14 protein-coding genes are annotated in these 18,621 nt (G+C 59.3%); 6 read left to right on the top strand and 8 right to left on the bottom strand.

What is annotated here, in order from left to right; translation table 11 throughout:
* Positions 1–64 precede the first annotated feature (64 nt).
* The 4 genes from NANH_RS0113860 to NANH_RS0113845 all read left to right on the top strand — a co-directional run bounded on the left by NANH_RS0113860 (position 65) and on the right by NANH_RS0113845 (position 4,956).
* Positions 65–1,165 (top strand): ABC transporter ATP-binding protein, encoded by a 1,101-nt coding sequence (locus NANH_RS0113860; protein ID WP_027262579.1) that lies wholly within the window; start codon positions 65–67, stop codon positions 1,163–1,165.
* Between the two features lie 117 nt (positions 1,166–1,282).
* Positions 1,283–2,395: an extracellular solute-binding protein gene (locus NANH_RS0113855; RefSeq protein ID WP_027262578.1), complete on the top strand. Its 1,113-nt coding sequence runs from the start codon at positions 1,283–1,285 to the stop codon at positions 2,393–2,395.
* A gap of 103 nt (positions 2,396–2,498) precedes the next feature.
* The gene (locus NANH_RS0113850) at positions 2,499–3,773 is read left to right on the top strand and encodes an ABC transporter permease (RefSeq protein WP_027262577.1); all 1,275 of its coding nucleotides are present in this window, start codon (positions 2,499–2,501) and stop codon (positions 3,771–3,773) included.
* Between the two features lie 4 nt (positions 3,774–3,777).
* A complete protein-coding gene (locus NANH_RS0113845) occupies positions 3,778–4,956 on the top strand; it encodes an ABC transporter permease (protein WP_027262576.1) in 1,179 nt (392 codons plus the stop codon).
* A gap of 34 nt (positions 4,957–4,990) precedes the next feature.
* Here the strand turns inward: NANH_RS0113845 and NANH_RS0113840 are convergent, their stop codons facing one another.
* From NANH_RS0113840 to xdhA, 7 genes are all read right to left on the bottom strand, one after another.
* A complete protein-coding gene (locus NANH_RS0113840) occupies positions 4,991–5,434 on the bottom strand; it encodes a hypothetical protein (RefSeq protein WP_027262575.1) in 444 nt (147 codons plus the stop codon).
* Between the two features lie 134 nt (positions 5,435–5,568).
* Positions 5,569–6,903 carry a lytic murein transglycosylase gene (locus tag NANH_RS0113830; RefSeq protein WP_027262574.1) on the bottom strand — a complete coding sequence of 445 codons (1,335 nt, stop codon included), beginning with the start codon at positions 6,901–6,903 and terminating at the stop codon, positions 5,569–5,571.
* A gap of 546 nt (positions 6,904–7,449) precedes the next feature.
* On the bottom strand, positions 7,450–8,457 hold the full coding sequence (locus tag NANH_RS0113820; RefSeq protein WP_027260401.1) for an IS5 family transposase: 1,008 nt from the start codon (positions 8,455–8,457) through the stop codon (positions 7,450–7,452).
* A gap of 253 nt (positions 8,458–8,710) precedes the next feature.
* The gene (locus tag NANH_RS0113815; protein ID WP_027262572.1) at positions 8,711–10,294 is read right to left on the bottom strand and encodes a permease family protein; all 1,584 of its coding nucleotides are present in this window, start codon (positions 10,292–10,294) and stop codon (positions 8,711–8,713) included.
* 31 nt (positions 10,295–10,325) lie between these two features.
* Positions 10,326–11,195 (bottom strand): xanthine dehydrogenase accessory protein XdhC, encoded by an 870-nt coding sequence (gene xdhC / locus NANH_RS0113810; RefSeq protein ID WP_027262571.1) that lies wholly within the window; start codon positions 11,193–11,195, stop codon positions 10,326–10,328.
* Positions 11,195–13,513 (bottom strand): xanthine dehydrogenase molybdopterin binding subunit, encoded by a 2,319-nt coding sequence (gene xdhB / locus NANH_RS0113805; RefSeq protein ID WP_027262570.1) that lies wholly within the window; start codon positions 13,511–13,513, stop codon positions 11,195–11,197. The genes xdhC and xdhB overlap by 1 nt, the downstream gene beginning before the upstream one ends.
* A gap of 15 nt (positions 13,514–13,528) precedes the next feature.
* A complete protein-coding gene (xdhA, locus tag NANH_RS0113800; RefSeq protein WP_027262569.1) occupies positions 13,529–14,992 on the bottom strand; it encodes a xanthine dehydrogenase small subunit in 1,464 nt (487 codons plus the stop codon).
* Positions 14,993–15,163: 171 nt separating this feature from the next.
* Here xdhA and NANH_RS0113795 point away from each other — a divergent pair, with 171 nt between their 5' ends.
* Positions 15,164–16,069, top strand: coding sequence for a LysR family transcriptional regulator (locus tag NANH_RS0113795; RefSeq protein WP_027262568.1), 906 nt, complete (start codon positions 15,164–15,166; stop codon positions 16,067–16,069).
* A gap of 40 nt (positions 16,070–16,109) precedes the next feature.
* Here NANH_RS0113795 and NANH_RS0113790 read toward each other — a convergent pair whose 3' ends face one another.
* Complete coding sequence (locus NANH_RS0113790; protein WP_027262567.1) at positions 16,110–16,886, bottom strand: IclR family transcriptional regulator; 777 nt, start codon at positions 16,884–16,886, stop codon at positions 16,110–16,112.
* Positions 16,887–17,051: 165 nt separating this feature from the next.
* Between NANH_RS0113790 and NANH_RS0113785 the strand changes: the two genes are divergently transcribed.
* Positions 17,052–18,572 carry an ABC transporter substrate-binding protein gene (locus NANH_RS0113785; protein WP_081710462.1) on the top strand — a complete coding sequence of 507 codons (1,521 nt, stop codon included), beginning with the start codon at positions 17,052–17,054 and terminating at the stop codon, positions 18,570–18,572.
* Positions 18,573–18,621 lie beyond the last annotated feature (49 nt).

Here is an 18,621-nt window from a genome sequence, read left to right as displayed (position 1 = left end):
GATGTGCTTACAATCATACATCAAAACGCAGAGCAAACTGCGAAAAGTCCAAGGGGAGCCGAATTTGGCTGACACGCAATCGCCGGGAGCGTTCGTTGAATTCGAACGTGTCCAGAAGAGCTATGATGGCGAGAATCTCGTCGTCAAGGATCTCAACCTGATCATGCCCAAGGGCGAGTTTCTGACAATGCTCGGGCCTTCGGGTTCGGGCAAGACAACCTGTCTGATGATGTTAGCGGGATTTGAGACGGCCACCCATGGCGACATTCGCCTGGACGGGGTGTCAATTAATAATATACCGCCGCACAAACGCGGTATCGGCATGGTATTCCAGAACTATGCCCTGTTCCCGCACATGACAGTGGCCGAGAACCTGTCCTTTCCGCTGGAAGTTCGCAAGATAGGAAAGTCCGAACGCGAGCAAAAGGTCAAGCGCGTGCTGGACATGGTACAGATGGGAGAATTTGGCGGTCGACGCCCCGCCCAATTGTCCGGTGGACAGCAGCAGCGGATCGCATTGGCGCGCGCTTTGGTGTTCGAAGCCGAACTGGTGCTGATGGACGAACCGCTCGGCGCTCTGGACAAGCAGCTGCGAGAACATATGCAATTCGAAATCAAGCGAATCGCCGACAATCTGGGTATCACCGTGGTGTATGTGACCCACGACCAGACAGAGGCGCTGACGATGTCCGACCGTGTTGCCGTGTTTGACGACGGTCGCATCCAGCAACTGGCGCCGCCGGATAAGCTGTATGAGGCACCGGAAAACAGTTTTGTGGCGCAGTTCATCGGCGAAAACAATACACTGGAAGGCGTGGTCAAGGAAATTAAGGGTGACACAGCGCTCGTGCGTCTGGACGATGGCGAACTGATTGATTGCAAGCCGGTCAACGTGACCCAGCCCGGAGAACGCACCCGCGTATCGATTCGCCCTGAACGCGTTGAATACAACAAGAGCCGCCTGCATGCGGACGCCCATACGCTGAAGGCCGAAGTTCTGGAGTTCATCTACATGGGCGATATCTTCCGCACCAGACTGCGGGTGGCTGGAAATGAAGATTTTATCATCAAGACCCGCAACGCGCCCGACCAGGTGCGCCTGCAGCCGGGCACCCAGATCGAAATCGGTTGGCTGCCCGAGGATTGCCGCGCCCTGGATGCGTAGCGCGACCTTCAATTGCCCCGCCGGATCGGGGCGATGGAAATCGAGGCCGGACAGTTGCCCGTTGTGCTGGCCTCACACGCAAACCGACAACGGGAAAAGCACAGGGAGAATGCTTGTATGACACCGATGAAAACAATTTTGACGACCACAGCGCTGACATTTGCGGCAGGGTTTGCCAACGCTCAGGACATGGCCAAGGACATGACGCTTGTGTCATGGGGAGGAGCCTATCAGAAAAGCCAGGACCTGGCTTATGTACAGCCTTATCTGGAAATGCATCCCGAGGTCAGTGCGACTTGGGATTCCAGCTCGAACGAGGCCGTTGCCAAGCTGCGGGCGATGAACGAAGCCGGGAACGTGACCTGGGATGTGGTCGACGTGGTCGCATCGGATGCGATCCGGCTGTGCGACGAAGGTCTGGCGATGGAAATCGATCCGGACACCCAACTGGCTGCGGCCCCCGATGGCACCTCGGCCGCGGATGATTTCGGCGACCTTCTGGTGTCGGACTGCTTCATCCCGCAGATCGTCTACTCCACTACTGCAGCCTACCGGCCCGATCTGCTGCCGGCTGACGCGCCTGCGCCCGACTCGATCTGTGCGATGTTCGATATGGAAACCTATCCGGGCAAGCGAACCCTGGAAAAGCGCCCGATCAACAACATGGAATGGGCCCTGCTTTGTGACGGCGTCGCAAAGGACGAAGTCTATGATGTTCTGGCGACCGAAGAGGGGCAGCAGCGCGGACTGGCCAAGCTGGACACCATCAAGGACCAGGTGGTCTGGTGGTCCGCCGCAGCCGAGCCGCCGCAGTTGCTGGCCGATGGCGAGATCGTGATGGGAACCTCTTATAACGGGCGCTGGTTCTCGGCGATCGAAGAGCAGGGCCAGCCGTTCAAGATGCTGTGGGACGCGCAGGTGTTCGATCTCGACGGCTGGATCATTCCCGCCGGCTTGAGTGACGAGCGCAAAGCGCGCGCGCTTGATTTCATCATGTTCGCAACCGACACCCAGCGTCTGGCGGACCAGGCGGCATATATCTCGTACGGTCCGGCACGCGCCTCATCGGCTCCGCTGGTCGGCCAGCATGCTGAACTGGGTATCGACATGGCGCCGCACATGCCGACCGATCCGAACAATGCCAAGAACACGTTCCTGTACAACTACGAGTTCTGGGCCGACTATCGCGACGACATCGACGCGAAGTTCCAATCCTGGCTGGCCAAGTAAGTCATCGATCCGAAAACTGTCCAGAGGCGGTGTGCCGCCTCTGGATCGCGAAAAGGCCGGCGCAGACCGACCCGGCCCGCTGCCCAGCAAGGAATGACGGACCATGAGCGATCAAACCACTTCCGGCCGTGTACTCGCCGCAGACGGCACGCCGCTCAAGACCAGCCTCGCGCGGGCTTTGCGGAGGCAGAAACTGCGGGCCCTCGCCCTGATCGCCCCCTTGCTTCTGTTTGTCCTGATAACATTCATTGCCCCGATTGCGGACATGCTGTTCCGCTCGGTGGAAAACCAGATCGTGGTCGAAACATTGCCACAGACCGTATCGGCGCTGGCGGACTGGGATCCGGAGTCGGGTGACACTCCTGGCGAAGACGTTTACCGCGCGCTGGCGGCCGATCTTAAGATTGCAGCCAAGGCCAAGACACATACCCGTCTGGGAACGCGCCTGAATTATGAGTTGACCGGTGCCTCGTCCTTGTTCCGCAAATCCGGACGCCAGGTCAAGAAAATGGACCTCGAAGGCGATGCGTCGATCAAGGACGCATTCATCAAGATCGACAAGGACTGGGGTAAGCCGGATATCTGGCGCACCATTCAGACCTATTCGCCGCGCTATACAAACGGCTATTTCCTCAATGCGGTGGATATGCAGAAAGGGCCTGACGGTCCCGAAGCGCGCCCGGAAAACCAGCAGATCTATCTGATGCTGTTCGGGCGTACCTTATTCATGAGCTTGATGATCACCGGGTCATGCATCCTGTTGGGGTATCCGGTGGCGTGGATCCTCGCCAATCTGCCAGCCCGATCTGCCAACATGTTGATGATCCTCGTGTTGCTGCCATTCTGGACCTCGCTTTTGGTTCGAACCTCAGCCTGGAAGGTGATGTTGCAGCAACAGGGGGTAATCAACGACGTGCTGGTCTGGCTCGGACTGGTCGGAGATGACGCCCGGCTGGTGATGATCAACAACCAGTTTGGCACCATCGTTGCAATGACCCACATCCTGTTACCATTCATGATCCTGCCGATGTATTCGGTGATGCAGACCATCCAGCCGACCTATCTGCGAGCCGCCAAATCTCTGGGTGCGACGAACTGGACAGCGTTCTGGCGGGTCTATTTTCCGCAATCCGTGCCGGGCATCGGCGCGGGCAGCATCCTGGTCTTCATCCTGTCAATCGGCTATTATATCACGCCCGAAATCGTCGGCGGCAACACCGGCACCTTTATTTCGAACCGGATCGCCTATCACATCTCCAGTTCGCTGAACTGGGGGCTGGCGGCGGCGCTCGGGGCAATCCTGCTCGCGGTGGTTTTGCTGCTCTATTACGCCTACGACAAGATCGTCGGCATCGATAACGTCAAGCTGGGGGGTTGAGATCATGACCGCACTGACACCGATTTCCCGTACCCCGACCTCATTTTACGTGCCCGTTGTTGCCGCGGCCGGCGCGTTTGCCGGACTGTTGGTCGGTACCTCGCAGGGCAGTTCGGTCCTGGGAGTTGTGGTTGGAGCCGCGCTGATGGGGGTCGTGGCCCTATTGCTGACACAGGTATTGGGCAACGAAAAGATCGGGCGTTGGGGGCTTTTCGGCCTGTTGCTGATCGCAGGCATTTTCATGGCCGGGATTCCCGGCGCCATCGTCGGTGCCTTGTTCGGCTGGTTCTTTGGCTGGTTTACATTCTGGCTGTTCGAAGGCCGCTACCGCGCCAAGCTGGCACCCTATCTGACTCCTGGGCAGGTGCTGTGGCATTTCGCTTTCAGGGTGATCTGTGGTGCCATATTCGTTTTCCTGATCACGCCGATTTTGGTGGTCATGCCGTTGTCGTTCAACGCCGAGAACTTCTTTACCTTCACGCCCGAGATGCTGCGGTTCGATCCTGCGGGGTATTCTTTGAAACACTACAGGGATTTCCTGACCAATTCCGACTGGCAGAATGCGCTGCGTAACTCCATTTTGATCGCGCCGGCCGCGACCGTTCTGTCGGTCGGCTTTGGCACACTCGCCGCCATAGGCCTGAGCCAGCCGCACGTGCCATTCCGCCGGGCAATAATGGCCATCCTGATTTCGCCGATGATCGTACCGCTGATCATTTCGGCTGCAGGGATGTACTTTTTTTACTCCCGCATCGGGCTACAAGGCACCTACTTCGGTGTGGTTCTGGCGCACGCCGCATTGGGCATTCCGTTTGTCATCATCACCGTGACGGCCACGCTGGTCGGGTTTGACCGTTCGCTGACCCGGGCGGCGGCAAACATGGGGGCGAATCCGGTGACCACGTTCTTTCGGGTGCAGATGCCGCTGATCCTTCCAGGCGTCATCTCGGGTGCGCTGTTTGCCTTCATTACGTCGTTTGACGAGGTTGTGGTGGTACTTTTCGTCGGTTCCGCCGGGCAGAAGACACTGCCGTGGCAGATGTTCACCGGTCTGCGCGAGCAGATCAGCCCGACGATCCTGGCGGTGGCGACCATCCTTGTTGCCGTCTCAATCGTTCTGCTGACCGTGGTGGAAATGCTGCGCCGACGCTCGGAACGTCTGCGCGGGATGAGCCCCGGCTGACACATGGCATGCGCCACCCGAGAACCGGCCCTGGCTAATTGGCTGCGGCTTTCTCTTGCTTGGCGCAGTAGTCCCAGTGCTTGCAGATCACCTTTGGGGTGTAACGTTGAACGGTCTTTTTGATCGCCTTTGAGACAACACTTTTCTCGTTCTTGGGGTCAAGTGTCCATTTTACGCTGCGTGCCTGCCATTTGCGGGCGATCTTGGCCTCACAGACCATCTCCATTTCCTTGTCCACCGTCTTGCAGGCGGCCATCAGGTCATTTTCATAGGCCTTCAGATCCTTGCTGGCCTCTTCTGCGGCCTTGGCAATATCCTTGCCAGTGTTGATCGCCGTCTCGAGATGTTTCAGCGACTTCTTGAGCGTTTTTGGCACTTCGCCGCCCATCTTTTCGATATCGCCGATGAACTTGTTGATGTCCTTCAATTGAACCTTGATCTTCTTCTTGTCTTTTTCGGTCAGGCCCTTCTCCGCCATTACATGCTCCTCTGAAAACCTATGTGAAACATGGTCAGCATCGCATGGCCCATAGGGTGGATCACAGTCCGGAATTCCATACGGCGTTTCAAGCGGATCTGAAACGCCGGGATATCGGAATATGCCGTGTCCCGCTAACGCAGACGGTTCAGCAGGTTCAGTGACGCGTACCCGTCGGGCGTCATGCCCGAAGCCACCTGATAGGCCCGCACCGCGTCGATGGTCAGCGGTCCGATGCGTCCGTCGATACCCTGGGTATCAAAGCCTTTGGCGGTCAGGCGCTTCTGCATTTCCTTGCGTTCCTTCAGGGTCAATGCCCTGTCGCTGCGCGGCCACTGGGCCTGCAAAGCAGGGCGGCCGCCAATGCGATCGGACAGGTGACCGACCCCGATGACATAGGCATCGGCGGTATTGTAGCGTTCGATCACGCTGAAGTTCTTGAAGATCATGAAAACCGCGCCGCCGCTGCCCGCAGGCATCAGGATCGATGCGGGGCCGTGATCGGGAACCGGGTTGCCGTTCATCGAAACCACGCCCATCCGCGCCCAATCGGCGGCGGACCTCTGGATCTTGCGATCCGCCAGACGAAAATCGAAATCACCCGGTACCGTCACCTCGACGCCCCAGGGTTGATCCTTGACCCAGCCAAACCGGGCCAGGTAGGCTGCAGTCGAGGCCAGTGCATCTGTGGGATCGTCCGACCAGATGTCACGGCGACCGTCGCCGTTAAAATCGACGGCATAATCCAGGTAGGATGTCGGGATGAACTGTGTGTGGCCCATCGCTCCGGCCCAGCTGCCGGTCATGTTGCGCGCCGTGGTATCGCCATTCTGCAGGATTTTCAGTGCCGCAACCAATTGGGTTTCAAAGAACGCGCTGCGGCGCGCGTCAAATGCCAGCGTGGACAGGGCGCGGATGATATCGGTCTTGCCGCGATAGGTGCCATAGGCGCTTTCCAGCCCCCAGACCGCGATCACAACCTCTTTGTTCACGCCGTAACGCGATTCGATCGCCTCAAGTGTCGCGCGGTGCTCGCCCAGAGCCGCCTGACCGTTTCGGATGCGGGTATCGCTGGCTGCGCTGTCCAGATAGTCCCAAATTGTCTTTGTGAATTCGCTCTGATTTCGGTCGCGCCGAATGATATCAGCGTCATAGGTGACACCGTCAAACGCCTGTTGCAAAACCGCTGAGCTGATCCCCTGTTCCCGGGCGCGCGTTTTGAAGGCCTGAACCCAGTTTTGGAACCGCTGGTTTGACTCGCCTTCCGGCACCGGTGCCTCGCTTGCCTTGATCGATTTCGGGCGCAGTACGGGCCGCAGCGAAATGTCGACCTCGGCGGACGCCATGCGGATTTCGGTGGCATGTACTTTTGGTCTGTTTTCCGGGTGGATCGAATGATCGACGGTGCCTGCCGCCAAGTCGCCTGCCATCGCCAGGTACAATACCCCGGCACCTTTCCAAACGCGCATCGTTGTTACCCCGATTATCTGCTCTCCGTCAGTTTAGTTCAAAACCGAGATTCTCAAAAGCGTTCAATCGGTGGAAGTGCGGTCTTCCGCTGACTTTCGGGTGATCGCCTGACATTTGATCCGGACATTTTCCGTGCGCAACGAAGACATCCGGTTTGAGCTGAAACCGTCCTGTGTGACCGCCAATTCCGCCATTCGGTCCACTCGAAACGCCCGAAAATGCCGGCGCAGATGGCAGCAGGCGATCTGAACGGTGGAGCGGTCCATACAAGAGGGCCGCCCAACGGCTGAACGCGTCGATCACCGCGCCGAGCCTGCGCAGGCATTGCATCAACTGGAACAGGCAAGCGGTGCGAGGGATACGGTAGCGTATCCTGGCTCATCGACAGAATCTGTGATGAGACGATGCACGGGCGTGGCCATAATTTGCAGCAACCTTCAGAAAGACGTCTGCGTAACGGGTCATTTTTTTGTGGTTTCAGGACTGTGCTCACTCGTTTTGGTCCGCTGATTTTTCAGCGGACACAGAGCGTTTGAGGGGTTCGGTTATGCGATTGCGAGGGTTTGCCGGTTGAGGGTGATCTTGTTTGCAGCCTTGAGCAGGTTTTGCCCGATCGCCGCCATCGCCAGTTGGGCATGGGTTTTGTCGACGCCAAAGTAGCGGGCGCGGTGCAGCCCAAAGAGGCGCTTCATGGTTCCGAAACATTGCTCCACCCGAAACCGGCGTTTGGAGATCATTTTGTTGAAGCGCTTTTCGGAGGCCCGCAGCGGGCGATTACGAGCAGCCTTCCTCATGATCCCGTCGCGGTGTTGGCCGCGTAGGATGGCACGGTTGGCCCTGGATGCGTAGGCCTTGTCCGCAAGCACACGCTGGGCCTTTGCGCCTTCAATCATGTGCCCAAACTCCGGGCTTTCGGCGCAGTTGGCGGGCTTGGTGTGAATACGATCGACAAAGCCTTCCTCGTCGGTGCGGGCGAAGGCTTTGTAACCAAGCGTGCTTTTCGAGCCCTTCTTCACCCAACGTGCATCGGGATCGGCGCTGAAATGCATCTGCGGATCATCCGATGCCTCGCCCTCGGCACGATCTTCAGGGGCGTCTATATGCGTACGGGGCCGCGCTGCGCTTTCTACCAAAGTCGCGTCGATAATCGCGGCCTCAGCCTCCTTGAGTTTCAGCCCGTGATCTTCGATCTGGCGGCAGACTTCGGCCAGAAGGTCGTCATAAACACCGCCCTTCACCAAAGCGTTGCGAAAGCGGCAATGGGTCGTCTCATCCGGTACTGCAGCATGCAGATCAGGCCCGCAAAAGATCATGAAATCCAGACGAACCTTCAGTGCGCGTTCCAGCTTCGGGTCGCTAAGACCGTGCCATTGACCAATCAACAGGCACTTGAACAGGACCAGTGCATCATACCCTCGTGGGCCGAACCCGGATCGCCCAAGACCACGCTTGAGGATGGGTGAAAACGACCGCCAATCCATCAACGCATCAATCTTGGCCAGAGCATCTTCTGCCCCGATCCGATCCGTCGCTTCTCGCAAGAACAGATCCATCAAAATCCCCCGGAAACTTCTCCAAAACCATACCAAACGAAACAAACCATGGGAATCCTCTCATCATGCAGAGGTCTATCAGAGGTGCATCCGGTGCATCCGGTGCGCCGGCAACCAGGCGACAAACGAACGACCGGTTGCATTGCGGTCGCGCGATGCTCTGTGACGGGAAAGGGTCTGTTGTGCGGCAGTTGAAGCACACAGAAAATGGGGCGGCTATGTGCCGCCCCGGTCGGTGGTGCTGCCCGGTGGGCTATTTGCCGGGAACCGAGCTCAGATCGTCGATGGGCAAGGTTTCGTTGACCCGGGCCTCGTCCCTGTGAAATATCGGGTAGATGTACAGGAATGCCGCTGCGATCAGATAGCCCAGGCTGACCGCACTTATCACGGGCCAATGCAGGCTGCCGGAATGGATGATCCCGACGGCGGACATGGCAAAGGCCGCCAATGCAAAGCCGCCTGCGTTGCGGAACCGCCCGTCGATGACGCTGGCGACGATTGCGCCCCAGATCAAACCGGTCAGGATAGCGCCTTGGCTCAGCGCCAGATGTCCTTCGAAATGCGCACCTTGCTGCAACAGCGCCGCAGTCAGGTCCGGGTCTCCCAGCTGTGGCAGACCGGCGACCCCGATGGCTCCTAACGCGCCCAGCATCGATCCCCATTTGATGATCAGGAAGGACGAGACATGCGGCATCATCGCGATGGTAACCGCAGCCATGTGGTCGGTCTTGACCGCGTGGGCGGTGTTTGTGATCAGGCTGAGAGCGACAAAAACCAGAACCGGCGCGGCGGCGGCCACCGGGATCAGGTTGTTCAGAAACGCCAGCAGACCGAAGAAGGCAGCAAGCGGGATCACGATCCCGACTCCCATGATGTACCCGGCATGCGCGCCCATACGCTTATAGGCGGGATGGCCGATATAGGCGGTGGTCGGAAATGGCGAGCCAAACACCGCGCCCAGCATCGTGCCCAGCCCATCGGTAATCTGACAGGTGGCCACCGGATAGTGATCGCCCGCAGCCTCGGCGCTTTCGACGTTGTTCATGGTTTCGATGAAATTGTAGATCTGCACCGGCACCAGAACGAGGAACAACTCGGGGTTGGCAAACAGATGCTGGATCCCGGCGATCAGGTCGCCGACATATGGCATTGGCGGATAGAAACCGACGCCTTCGGTCGAAATACGCGCCTCACCGATCATCAGGGCCACGACCGTCCCGACACCCAGCGCCAGCAGACCGGCGGGAATGTTGAACGGCAGGCGGAACCGGCCGACCAGCCCCCAGAGGATGATGATCATCGATGCGAAGCCCACAAGCGGGTTCTCGAACACGGTGGCCAGCGGCACTGTGCCGATGAACACCAGCGCAATGCCGCACAGCGTACCCAGCATGCCGGCACGCGGCGTAACCCTCTTCAACCAGGGACCGACGATGGCACCCAGCCCGGCGACGATGCCGCCCATGAAGCCCGCGCCGATCCCGACTTGCCAGGCCAGCACCGGGTCTTCGGTGGCCCAGTAGATCGGTCCGATCACACCAAAGAGATAGACGAACATCACCGGGGTGCTGATACCATAAGGCAGGGCGGTCACGTCGCGGCCCGATTTTTCGGCCGCGCGCTTGGCCAGCAGCACATAGACCGCGATTCCCGCCAGGATGGCCACCGCGGCACCCGGGACGATACGTCCGAACACGATTTCGGCAGGCATCTGAAAGACGAACTGACAGACACCGGACAGCACGATCAGGTTGATCAGGTTGTCGGTGAACAATGCCCAGAACGCGCTGAAATCATGGCGTACGAATAGTTTATACGTATAGCTTGGCGCGGTCATCCCGGCCTCCTCCTCCAAAATGGTCGCGAAATCAGATCCTTGTCTGCCTGATTTCTGCGTTCTGTTGTCGGCCCCTCCCGGACCGGTCCTTGTTCCCTTGCGGGGTGGTTGCGGCAGTTTCAGAGGTCAGTTTGGCGATCACCTCGGCCGCCACGAAGGCGGCGATGACGCCGGGCCGCTTATCGCGGCTGCCGCTTGCCCCGATGGGGCAAATCAGGGTGTCGATGGACAGGCCATCGCATTGGGTTCTGCACCAGTTGCGGAACTTGGCGCGTTTCGTGACCGAGCCGATCATCCCGACATAGGCTGCGTCCTTACGCGCCAACGCTGCGCTGGTCACCAGAAAGTCCAGCGCATGATCGTGAGTCAGCACGACAAAGGCGCTGCCTGGCGGCGCGCGGTCGACCTCGAATTCAGGGATCGGGGTCAGACGGGTCTCGACGGCGGATCTGCAAAGGGCCAGTTCCTCTTTGCGCGGATCCACTATGATGGTGCGCACCGGTAGATGTTGCAGCAACTCGGCAAGGGCACGGCCGACATGTCCCGCCCCCATGATGTAAACATGCGGCTGAGCGTCCCGCCGGGCGGTTGCACGTGAGATGGCTTCCCGCTTGTCACCGTGACCCATGCGGTTCAGCGCCAGTTCCACCCGTCCGCCACAGCATTGGCCGATTTCCGGTCCCAGCGGGATGTCCAGTGCGGCGCTGACTTCGCAATTGTCGAACATTTCACGGGCGCGCTGAATGGCGCGGTATTCCAGTTGTCCGCCGCCGAGCGTTCCCCACTGACCCGTCGGGGCGACGAACATTTCGGTGCCGACGTTGCGCGGGGACGAGCCGCGCACCCGCGTCAGCACCATCCGCACAACCCTGTCGTGCCGGGCAAAGAATTCCGAAAGCATCACAATGCGCTCTGCAGGCGCTCAACCGCCATCAGTACCCGTTCGGGCGTGGCCGGCGTGTCCAGGCGCGGGCAGGTTCGGTACCCATCGACGCTGGACACAGCCATCGACAGGGCTTCGAGTACCGAAATACCCAGCATAAACGGCGGCTCGCCCACGGCTTTCGATCGCTTGATGGTCAGTTCGCGGTTCTCGGACCAATCTGCCAGATCGACGTTAAAAATGCGCGGACGGTCCGATGCAAGCGGGATCTTGTAAGTGCTGGGGGCGTGGGTGCGCAAACGCCCGGCCTCGTCCCACCACAGTTCTTCGGTGGTCAGCCAGCCCATGCCCTGGATAAACGCGCCTTCGACCTGGCCCTTGTCCAGCACCGGGTTCAGCGACTTGCCCACGTCATGCAGGATGTCGGTGCGCTCAACCCGGTATTCACCGGTCAGCGTATCCACCGAGACTTCTGAACAGGATGCGCCATAGGCATAATAATAGAACGGCCGCCCCTTGCCCGAACTGCGATCCCAATGGATCTTGGGCGTCTTGTAAAAACCAGCCGCCGACAGCTGCACCCGCGCCATGTAAGCCTGTTTTATGAAGTCATCAAAGCTGAGGCGGGTTTCGCCGATCTGAACCGTATTGGGCAGAAATTTCACCTGGTCGGGTGCAACATCCCATTTTGCGGCGGCAAATTCGACCAGCCGGGCCTTGATCTGTTCACACCCGTCCAGCGCCGCCATGCCGTTCAGATCGGTGCCGGAAGAGGCTGCGGTCGCGGATGTATTGGGCACCTTTTCGGTTGTGGTCTTGGTGATCTTGATGCGGTCGAAATCGACCTGGAATGCCTCGGCCACCACCTGTGCAACCTTGGTGTTCAACCCCTGCCCCATTTCCGTGCCGCCGTGGTTGAGATGGATCGAGCCGTCATTATAGACGTGGATCAGCGCACCGGCCTGATTGTACCATGTGGCGGTAAAGGAGATACCGAACTTGACCGGGGTCAGCGCGATGCCCTTTTTGATCACGGGCGATGTCGCGTTGAAGGCAAGAACCGCCTCGCGCCGTGCCCGGTAATCCGCCGATGTTTCGAGATCGCCGATCAGCCGGTCGAGAATATTGTCATCGACCTCCTGATGATAGGGTGTCAGGTTGCGCCCGTCCTGACCGTAAAAATTCGCCTTGCGGATCTCAAGCGGGTCCTTGCCAAGGGCAAAGGCGATTTCCTCGATCATCCGTTCGGCGGCCACGACGCCCTGCGGTCCACCAAAGCCGCGAAAGGCAGTGTTGCTGACGGTGTTGGTTTTCATTGGGTGGCTGACCAGCCGCACGGCGGGATAATAATAGGCATTGTCGGCGTGAAACAGGGCCCGATCGGTGACCGGCCCGGACAGGTCCGAAGAAAATCCGCAACGGGCGACAAAGCTGCCATCCACCGCCTGAATCCGGCCTGCATCATCAAATGCGACGTCATAGTCGATGACAAAATCATGCCGCTTGCCGGTGGCGGTCATGTCCTGATCGCGGTCGGGGCGAATCTTGACCGCGCGGTTCCATTTCTTGGCGGCAATCGCGGCGACAGCGCAAAACAGGTTCATCTGGCTTTCCTTGCCGCCAAACCCGCCGCCCATGCGCCGCACGTTTACCGTGACTGCGTTGGATGGCACGCCCAGAACATGCGCCACCATGTGCTGTGCCTCGCTGGGATGCTGTGTCGAGCAATGCACGACCACGTCGTCATCTTCGCCCGGGATGGCAAAGGCAATATGGCCTTCGAGATACATGTGGTCCTGCCCGCCCACGGTGATCTGGCCCTTGATCCGATGAACGGCGTTTTCAAAGCCCGTGGCCAGGTCACCGCGTTCGAGCTTCAGCGGGTCGGTGACATTGGGATAGCCCGCCTTCTGCGCGGCGACGGGATCCAGTGCATGAGGCAGGGTTTCATAGCGAACCTGCGCCAGGTCGGCGGCCCGCCGCGCCGCATCGCGGGTTTCGGCCACGACGGCAAACAGCGGCTGGCCGTGGAATTCGACGGTCTCGGTTGGAAACACCGGTTCGTCATTGCGCCCGGTCGGGCTGATGTCGTTGGTGCCCGGTATGTCGTCGGCGGTCAGAACGCCGATCACGCCGGGTGCCGCGCGGACAGCGGACAGGTCCATGGCGGTGATACGGGCATGGGTCACGGACGAACACCCCAGATAGGCATGCAGGGTGCCCGCCGGTTCCGGGATGTCATCGGTATAGTCGGCTCGCCCGGTGACATGCTTGATTGCGCTGTCATGGATGCGGTCCGTATGAGTGCCGCCCTTGATGGTAACGTTGTCTTTCATCTCGGTTCCCCTTTCTCAGGCTGTGGCAAGTTGCACCGGCGTATCGGTCGCCGCGTCATGTTCCAGATAGAAGCGCAGCAGCAGGTTCCGGGCCGACAGCATTCGGTAATCGGCAGAGGCCCGCATGTCCGTGAGCGGAGAGAAATCATCGCTCAGGGCCTGGGCGGCCGCCCGAAACACGGCCTCGCCCCAGGGTTGATTGCGCAGGGCGGCCTCGGCAGCGTCCGCGCGCTTGGGAGTGGCCGCCATTCCGCCATAGACAATGCGGCAGTCCCGAATGGTGCCGCCTTCGACACTGACGCTGATCCCTGCCGCCACCGAGGAAATATCTTCGTCCCGCCGTTTCGAAATCTTGTAGGCCGCGTCCAGCTGCCCCGCCGTTGCCTGTGGAATATGGATAGTTTCCACGAACTCACCCGGCGCGCGGTCCTGTTTGCCGTAGTCGATGAAAAAATCCTGTAGCGGAAGAGAGCGCCGGTCATTGCCGCGCCGCAGGGCGATCTGCGCGCCAAGCGCGATCAGCACCGGAGGCGTATCCCCGATGGGAGAACCATTGGCGATATTGCCGCCCACAGTGCCCATGTTGCGCACCTGCCAGCCCGCAATGCGATCCCAATAGGCCGCCAGGTGCGGAAACATGCCGGTAATCGCGTCCTGACACTCGGAATAGGTCACGCCCGCGCCAATGGTCAGTCCGGCGTCGGTGATCTCGATATTTTTCAACCCGTCCAAGTGGCCGATGAACACGGCGGGGCTGATCGGGCGCAGGAACTTGGTGACCCACAGACCCACATCGGTCGATCCGGCGACAATGGTCGCTTCGGGGTTTTCTGTCAGTACCGTGGCCAGATCATCCACGCTGGCGGGCAGGATGGCGCGATCCTGCGCGGGGCCGGTGACGATGCGCCTGCCGTCCCGCAGTGCGGTCAGGCGCGTGGTGACGGCATCGCGTTCCGCAATCAGATGATCCGAGGCCGGGGTACCATACCGGCTGACCGCAACAGCGGCGCGCACGATCGGTTCATACCCGGTGCAGCGACACAGGTTGCCTTGCAACGCGGTTTCGACCTGGGCTTCGCTCGGTTCGGGCGTTTGCATCCACAGTGCGTAGAGCGACATGACAAACCCCGGCGTGCAGAACCCGCATTGGCTGCCGTGGTGTTCGACCATCGCCTGTTGCACCGGATGCAGCCGCCCATCGGGGCCGGACAGGTGTTCCACCGTTACCACGTGGCATCCATCCACCGTGGCCAGGAAGCGAATACAGGCGTTCACCGTTTCATAGCGCAGCCGATTGTTATGCAGACGCCCGACCAAAACCGTACAGGCCCCGCAATCGCCCTCGGCACAGCCTTCTTTGGTTCCGGTCAGGCGCCGGTCCAGCCGCAGAAAGTCCAGCAAGGTCTGGCTGGCCCCGACATCGGGCAAGACAATGTCGCGGCCATTCAGCAGAAAGCGGATTTCGTCACGGTGTGTCATTGGACCTCCAGATCGGTTGCGGCGGTGGTTTCGGTTCAGTCAGGGAGTGTCAGGCAGAATACCGGATTTTATTTTACCTGGATACGTCGCCAGTCGGGAAATACTTTCAACGATCTGTTGAAAGTGATAGCATGCGGTCCATGCGGTAGAAGGCAGCAAAGGGAACACGCCATGCCATATGTCGAAAGCCTGCGCGTCTTTACCCGTGTGGTCGATTTGGGCAGCATCACGTCAGGCGGGCGGGATTTGCGGCTGACACCGGCGGTGGCCAGCAAGCGGATCAAGGAACTCGAGAAACACCTGGGGGTGCGGCTGTTCAACCGGACCACGCGATCACTGACACCGACCGAAGTGGGCAAGACCTTTTACGACCATGCCCGCAAGGTTCTGGAGACAATAGACGATGCAGAATCGGTGGTTGCAAACTTTTCCGGCTCGCCGCGCGGCGTGATCCGGTTGACTGCGCCCCTGGGGGCGGGCCGGCGTATCATCGCGCCTCTGGTTCCTCGTTTTGTCGAGTCCTATCCGGAAACGCGGGTGCAGATGCGTCTGTCGGATCGGGTGGTGGACATATTGGCGGACAAGCTGGACCTGGCATTCTTTATCGGCGCACCACGGGATTCAAACCTGAAGCTGCGCAAAATCATGGACTGCCAACGCATTCTCTGCGCGTCGCCAGCCTATCTGGAACGATACGGCATGCCGCAGACCCCTGACGATCTTGTGTCCGGCGATCACAACTGTTTGCTGCTGCGCTATCCGCGCTCGCCAGAGTATTTTTGGGTTCTTGAGACGGAAGCCGGGCGGCGTAAATTAGATGTGGCTGGCAAGTATGACGCCGATGATGGCGATGTGTTGACGGATTGGGCGCTGGGGGGACACGGCATCGCAAACAAGCCCCGGTTCGATGTGGCGGAGCATCTGAGCGACGGGGCGCTGGTCGAGGTCTTGCCCCAAACGCCGCCTGCTTCAGCAATCTTTGGCTGCCTTTACCCACATAGAAAGTTGCAGGATCCCAAGATCCGCCATTTCGTCGATTTTGTCATTCGCCACGCGGGCGACGCCTTGGTTTCCTGAAATCTGGCAATTGGCATGCTCTTCCCGCCCGCGACCGGCCTCAGGAACGAGGGTCAGGCGAAATGGCATTCGCCGTGTCCAGAAGGGCTGGTACGATCCGCTCGCGCAGGCCTTCTTCGGTCCAGCGCGATGCCGATACCGAGCACTGTATCGCGGCTCTTGACGGCTCTCCGCCCGGGCTGCGGATGGGGGCGGCAATTCCAATCTCGTTCAGGATCACCTGTTCGCGAGCGATGGAAAATCCCTCTTGCCGGGCCTGTTCGACCTGCTCGGAGATCAGGCTTCGCTCCATTATGGTGCGAGGAGTGAACCGCGTGAGCGGCCAGGTCACGACTGCCTCGGCGCTGGTGTCGACGTCACAGGTCGACAGCATCGCAAGGCCCGACGAGGTGCTGAGCGCCGGAATCCGGCGGCCTACCACGCTGGCCGCGAAATAAGTGTGCTGGCAGGGCAGGCGACTGACATATATGATGTGGTCGCCCGAGGCTTCGGCCAGGTTGACGGTCTCTCCCAGGCGCTGGGATAGATCGATCATCTTGGGCAGGGCAATGGGTACCAACCGGTCAGACCAGTAATAGGCATAGGCCAGTTGCAGCCAGGCATGCGATGGGCTGAAGCGGCGGGTGACCGGGTTTTTGTTCAGCATACCTTCGAGATGCAGTGTGTTGGCCAACCGCTGCACCGCACTGCGCTCCAGCCCGGTACGCACGGTCATCTCGGTGAGAGTCAGTTCGGAGTGTCTGTCATCAAAGGCACGTAACAATTGCAAACCCTTGGCCAGGGAAGACACATAGAGAGTGTTTTGCTTTTGCTGCATTCCGTACGGCTCCTGTTGCCGGGTTGTTGGCCGCGAGCGTTAAGAAAGGGCTTGCCGAGTCGCTTTGAACTTGCTTACTTTGTTATATACCAATGTTTGATATTACAATGTAATACAAGCCGAAAGAATGCCGACCAAACCGGCGTCGATACTCAGGGAGAAGACATGAAATACGCACGATCAAATTGGACTGCGGCGGCCACGGCAATTTGCGTGGCCTGTGCCGGATCCGCATGGGCAGGCAAGGCGGACGACACGCTGAATGCGGCCTTTACCAAGGAGTTGGAGAACGTCGACAGCTATTTCAACTCGTCCCGCGAGGGCGTGGTGTTGCAGCGGGCGATCTGGGACGGGCTGATTTATCGCGATCCGGCGACCAATGAATACAAGGGCAATCTGGCCACGTCCTGGGAATGGATCGACGATACCACGCTGGAATTCAAACTGCGCGAGGGCGTCACCTTTCACAACGGCGAGCCATTCAACGCGGACGATGTGGTCTATACTGTCAATTTCGTCGCAGACGAGGCCAATGGAGTAAAAACCCAGCGCAACGTGAACTGGATGAAATCGGCTGAAAAAATTGACGAATACACCGTTCGCATTCTGCTGAAAGAACCTTTTCCTGCGGCAATCGAATTCCTGTCGGGGCCGGTGTCGATGTACCCCAACGAGTATTATGCCGAGGCGGGACCATCCGGCATGGGGCTGAAACCGGTTGGAACCGGTCCATATAAGGTGATCGACGTTGTACCCGGCGCACATTTCGTGCTGGAGAAGAACGAGACATATCATGACAGCCCCAAGGGTCAGCCGGAGATCGGCAAGGTCGACATCCGCACCATTCCGGATGTGAACACCCAGATCGCCGAGCTGTTTTCCGGCAGCCTGGACCTGATCTGGCAGACCCCGGCGGACCAGGCCGAGAAGCTGGCGACGATGGACCAGTTCACGGTCGCCAATGAAAGCACCATGCGGATCGGATATCTGACGCTCGATGCCGCCGGACGCACCGGAGAGGACAACCCGTTTACCAAACTCAAGGTGCGGCAGGCCGTGGCCCATGCCATCGACCGCGAAGCGCTGGTCAATGCGCTGCTCAAAGGCAAGAGCCAGGTGATTTCCACCGCTTGTTATCCCAGCCAGTTCGGGTGTGACCAGAATGTAACCAGCTATGAATACGATCCGGAAAAGGCCAGGGCACTGCTGGCCGAGGCCGGGTACCCGGACGGGTTTTCAACTGACTACTATGCTTATCGCGACCGGGACTATGCCGAGGCGATTTCGTCCTTCCTGAACGCGGTCGGGATCGAAACCAACTTCAACATGCTGCAATACTCGGCCCTGCGTGAATTACGGATGAAAGAGGGTTCGCCGGTGTCGTTCCAGACCTGGGGATCGTATTCGATCAACGACACATCCGCGATCACCAGCCAATTCTTCAAGTTCGGGTCGCTGGATGACTCTCGCGACCAAGAGGTCAAGGACTGGCTGGACATCGCCGACAGCTCGACCGACCCCGAAGTGCGCAAGGAACACTATTCCAAGGCACTGAAAAAGATTGCGGACCAAGTGTATTGGGTGCCGATGTTCAGCTACAATACCAACTACGTCTTCACCAAGGACGTTGATTATACGCCCACACCGGACGAAGTTCTGCGCTTTACCACGATGCGCTGGAACTGAATATTCCGGGGGGCTGAACCGGCCCCCCGTCCACGCCTACAGGGGCAAT

Source organism: Sedimentitalea nanhaiensis DSM 24252 (assembly GCF_000473225.1).
Lineage (GTDB): Bacteria > Pseudomonadota > Alphaproteobacteria > Rhodobacterales > Rhodobacteraceae > Sedimentitalea > Sedimentitalea nanhaiensis.
Note: the sequence above shows the minus strand (reverse complement) of the source record. Positions and strands in the feature narration are given on the sequence as shown.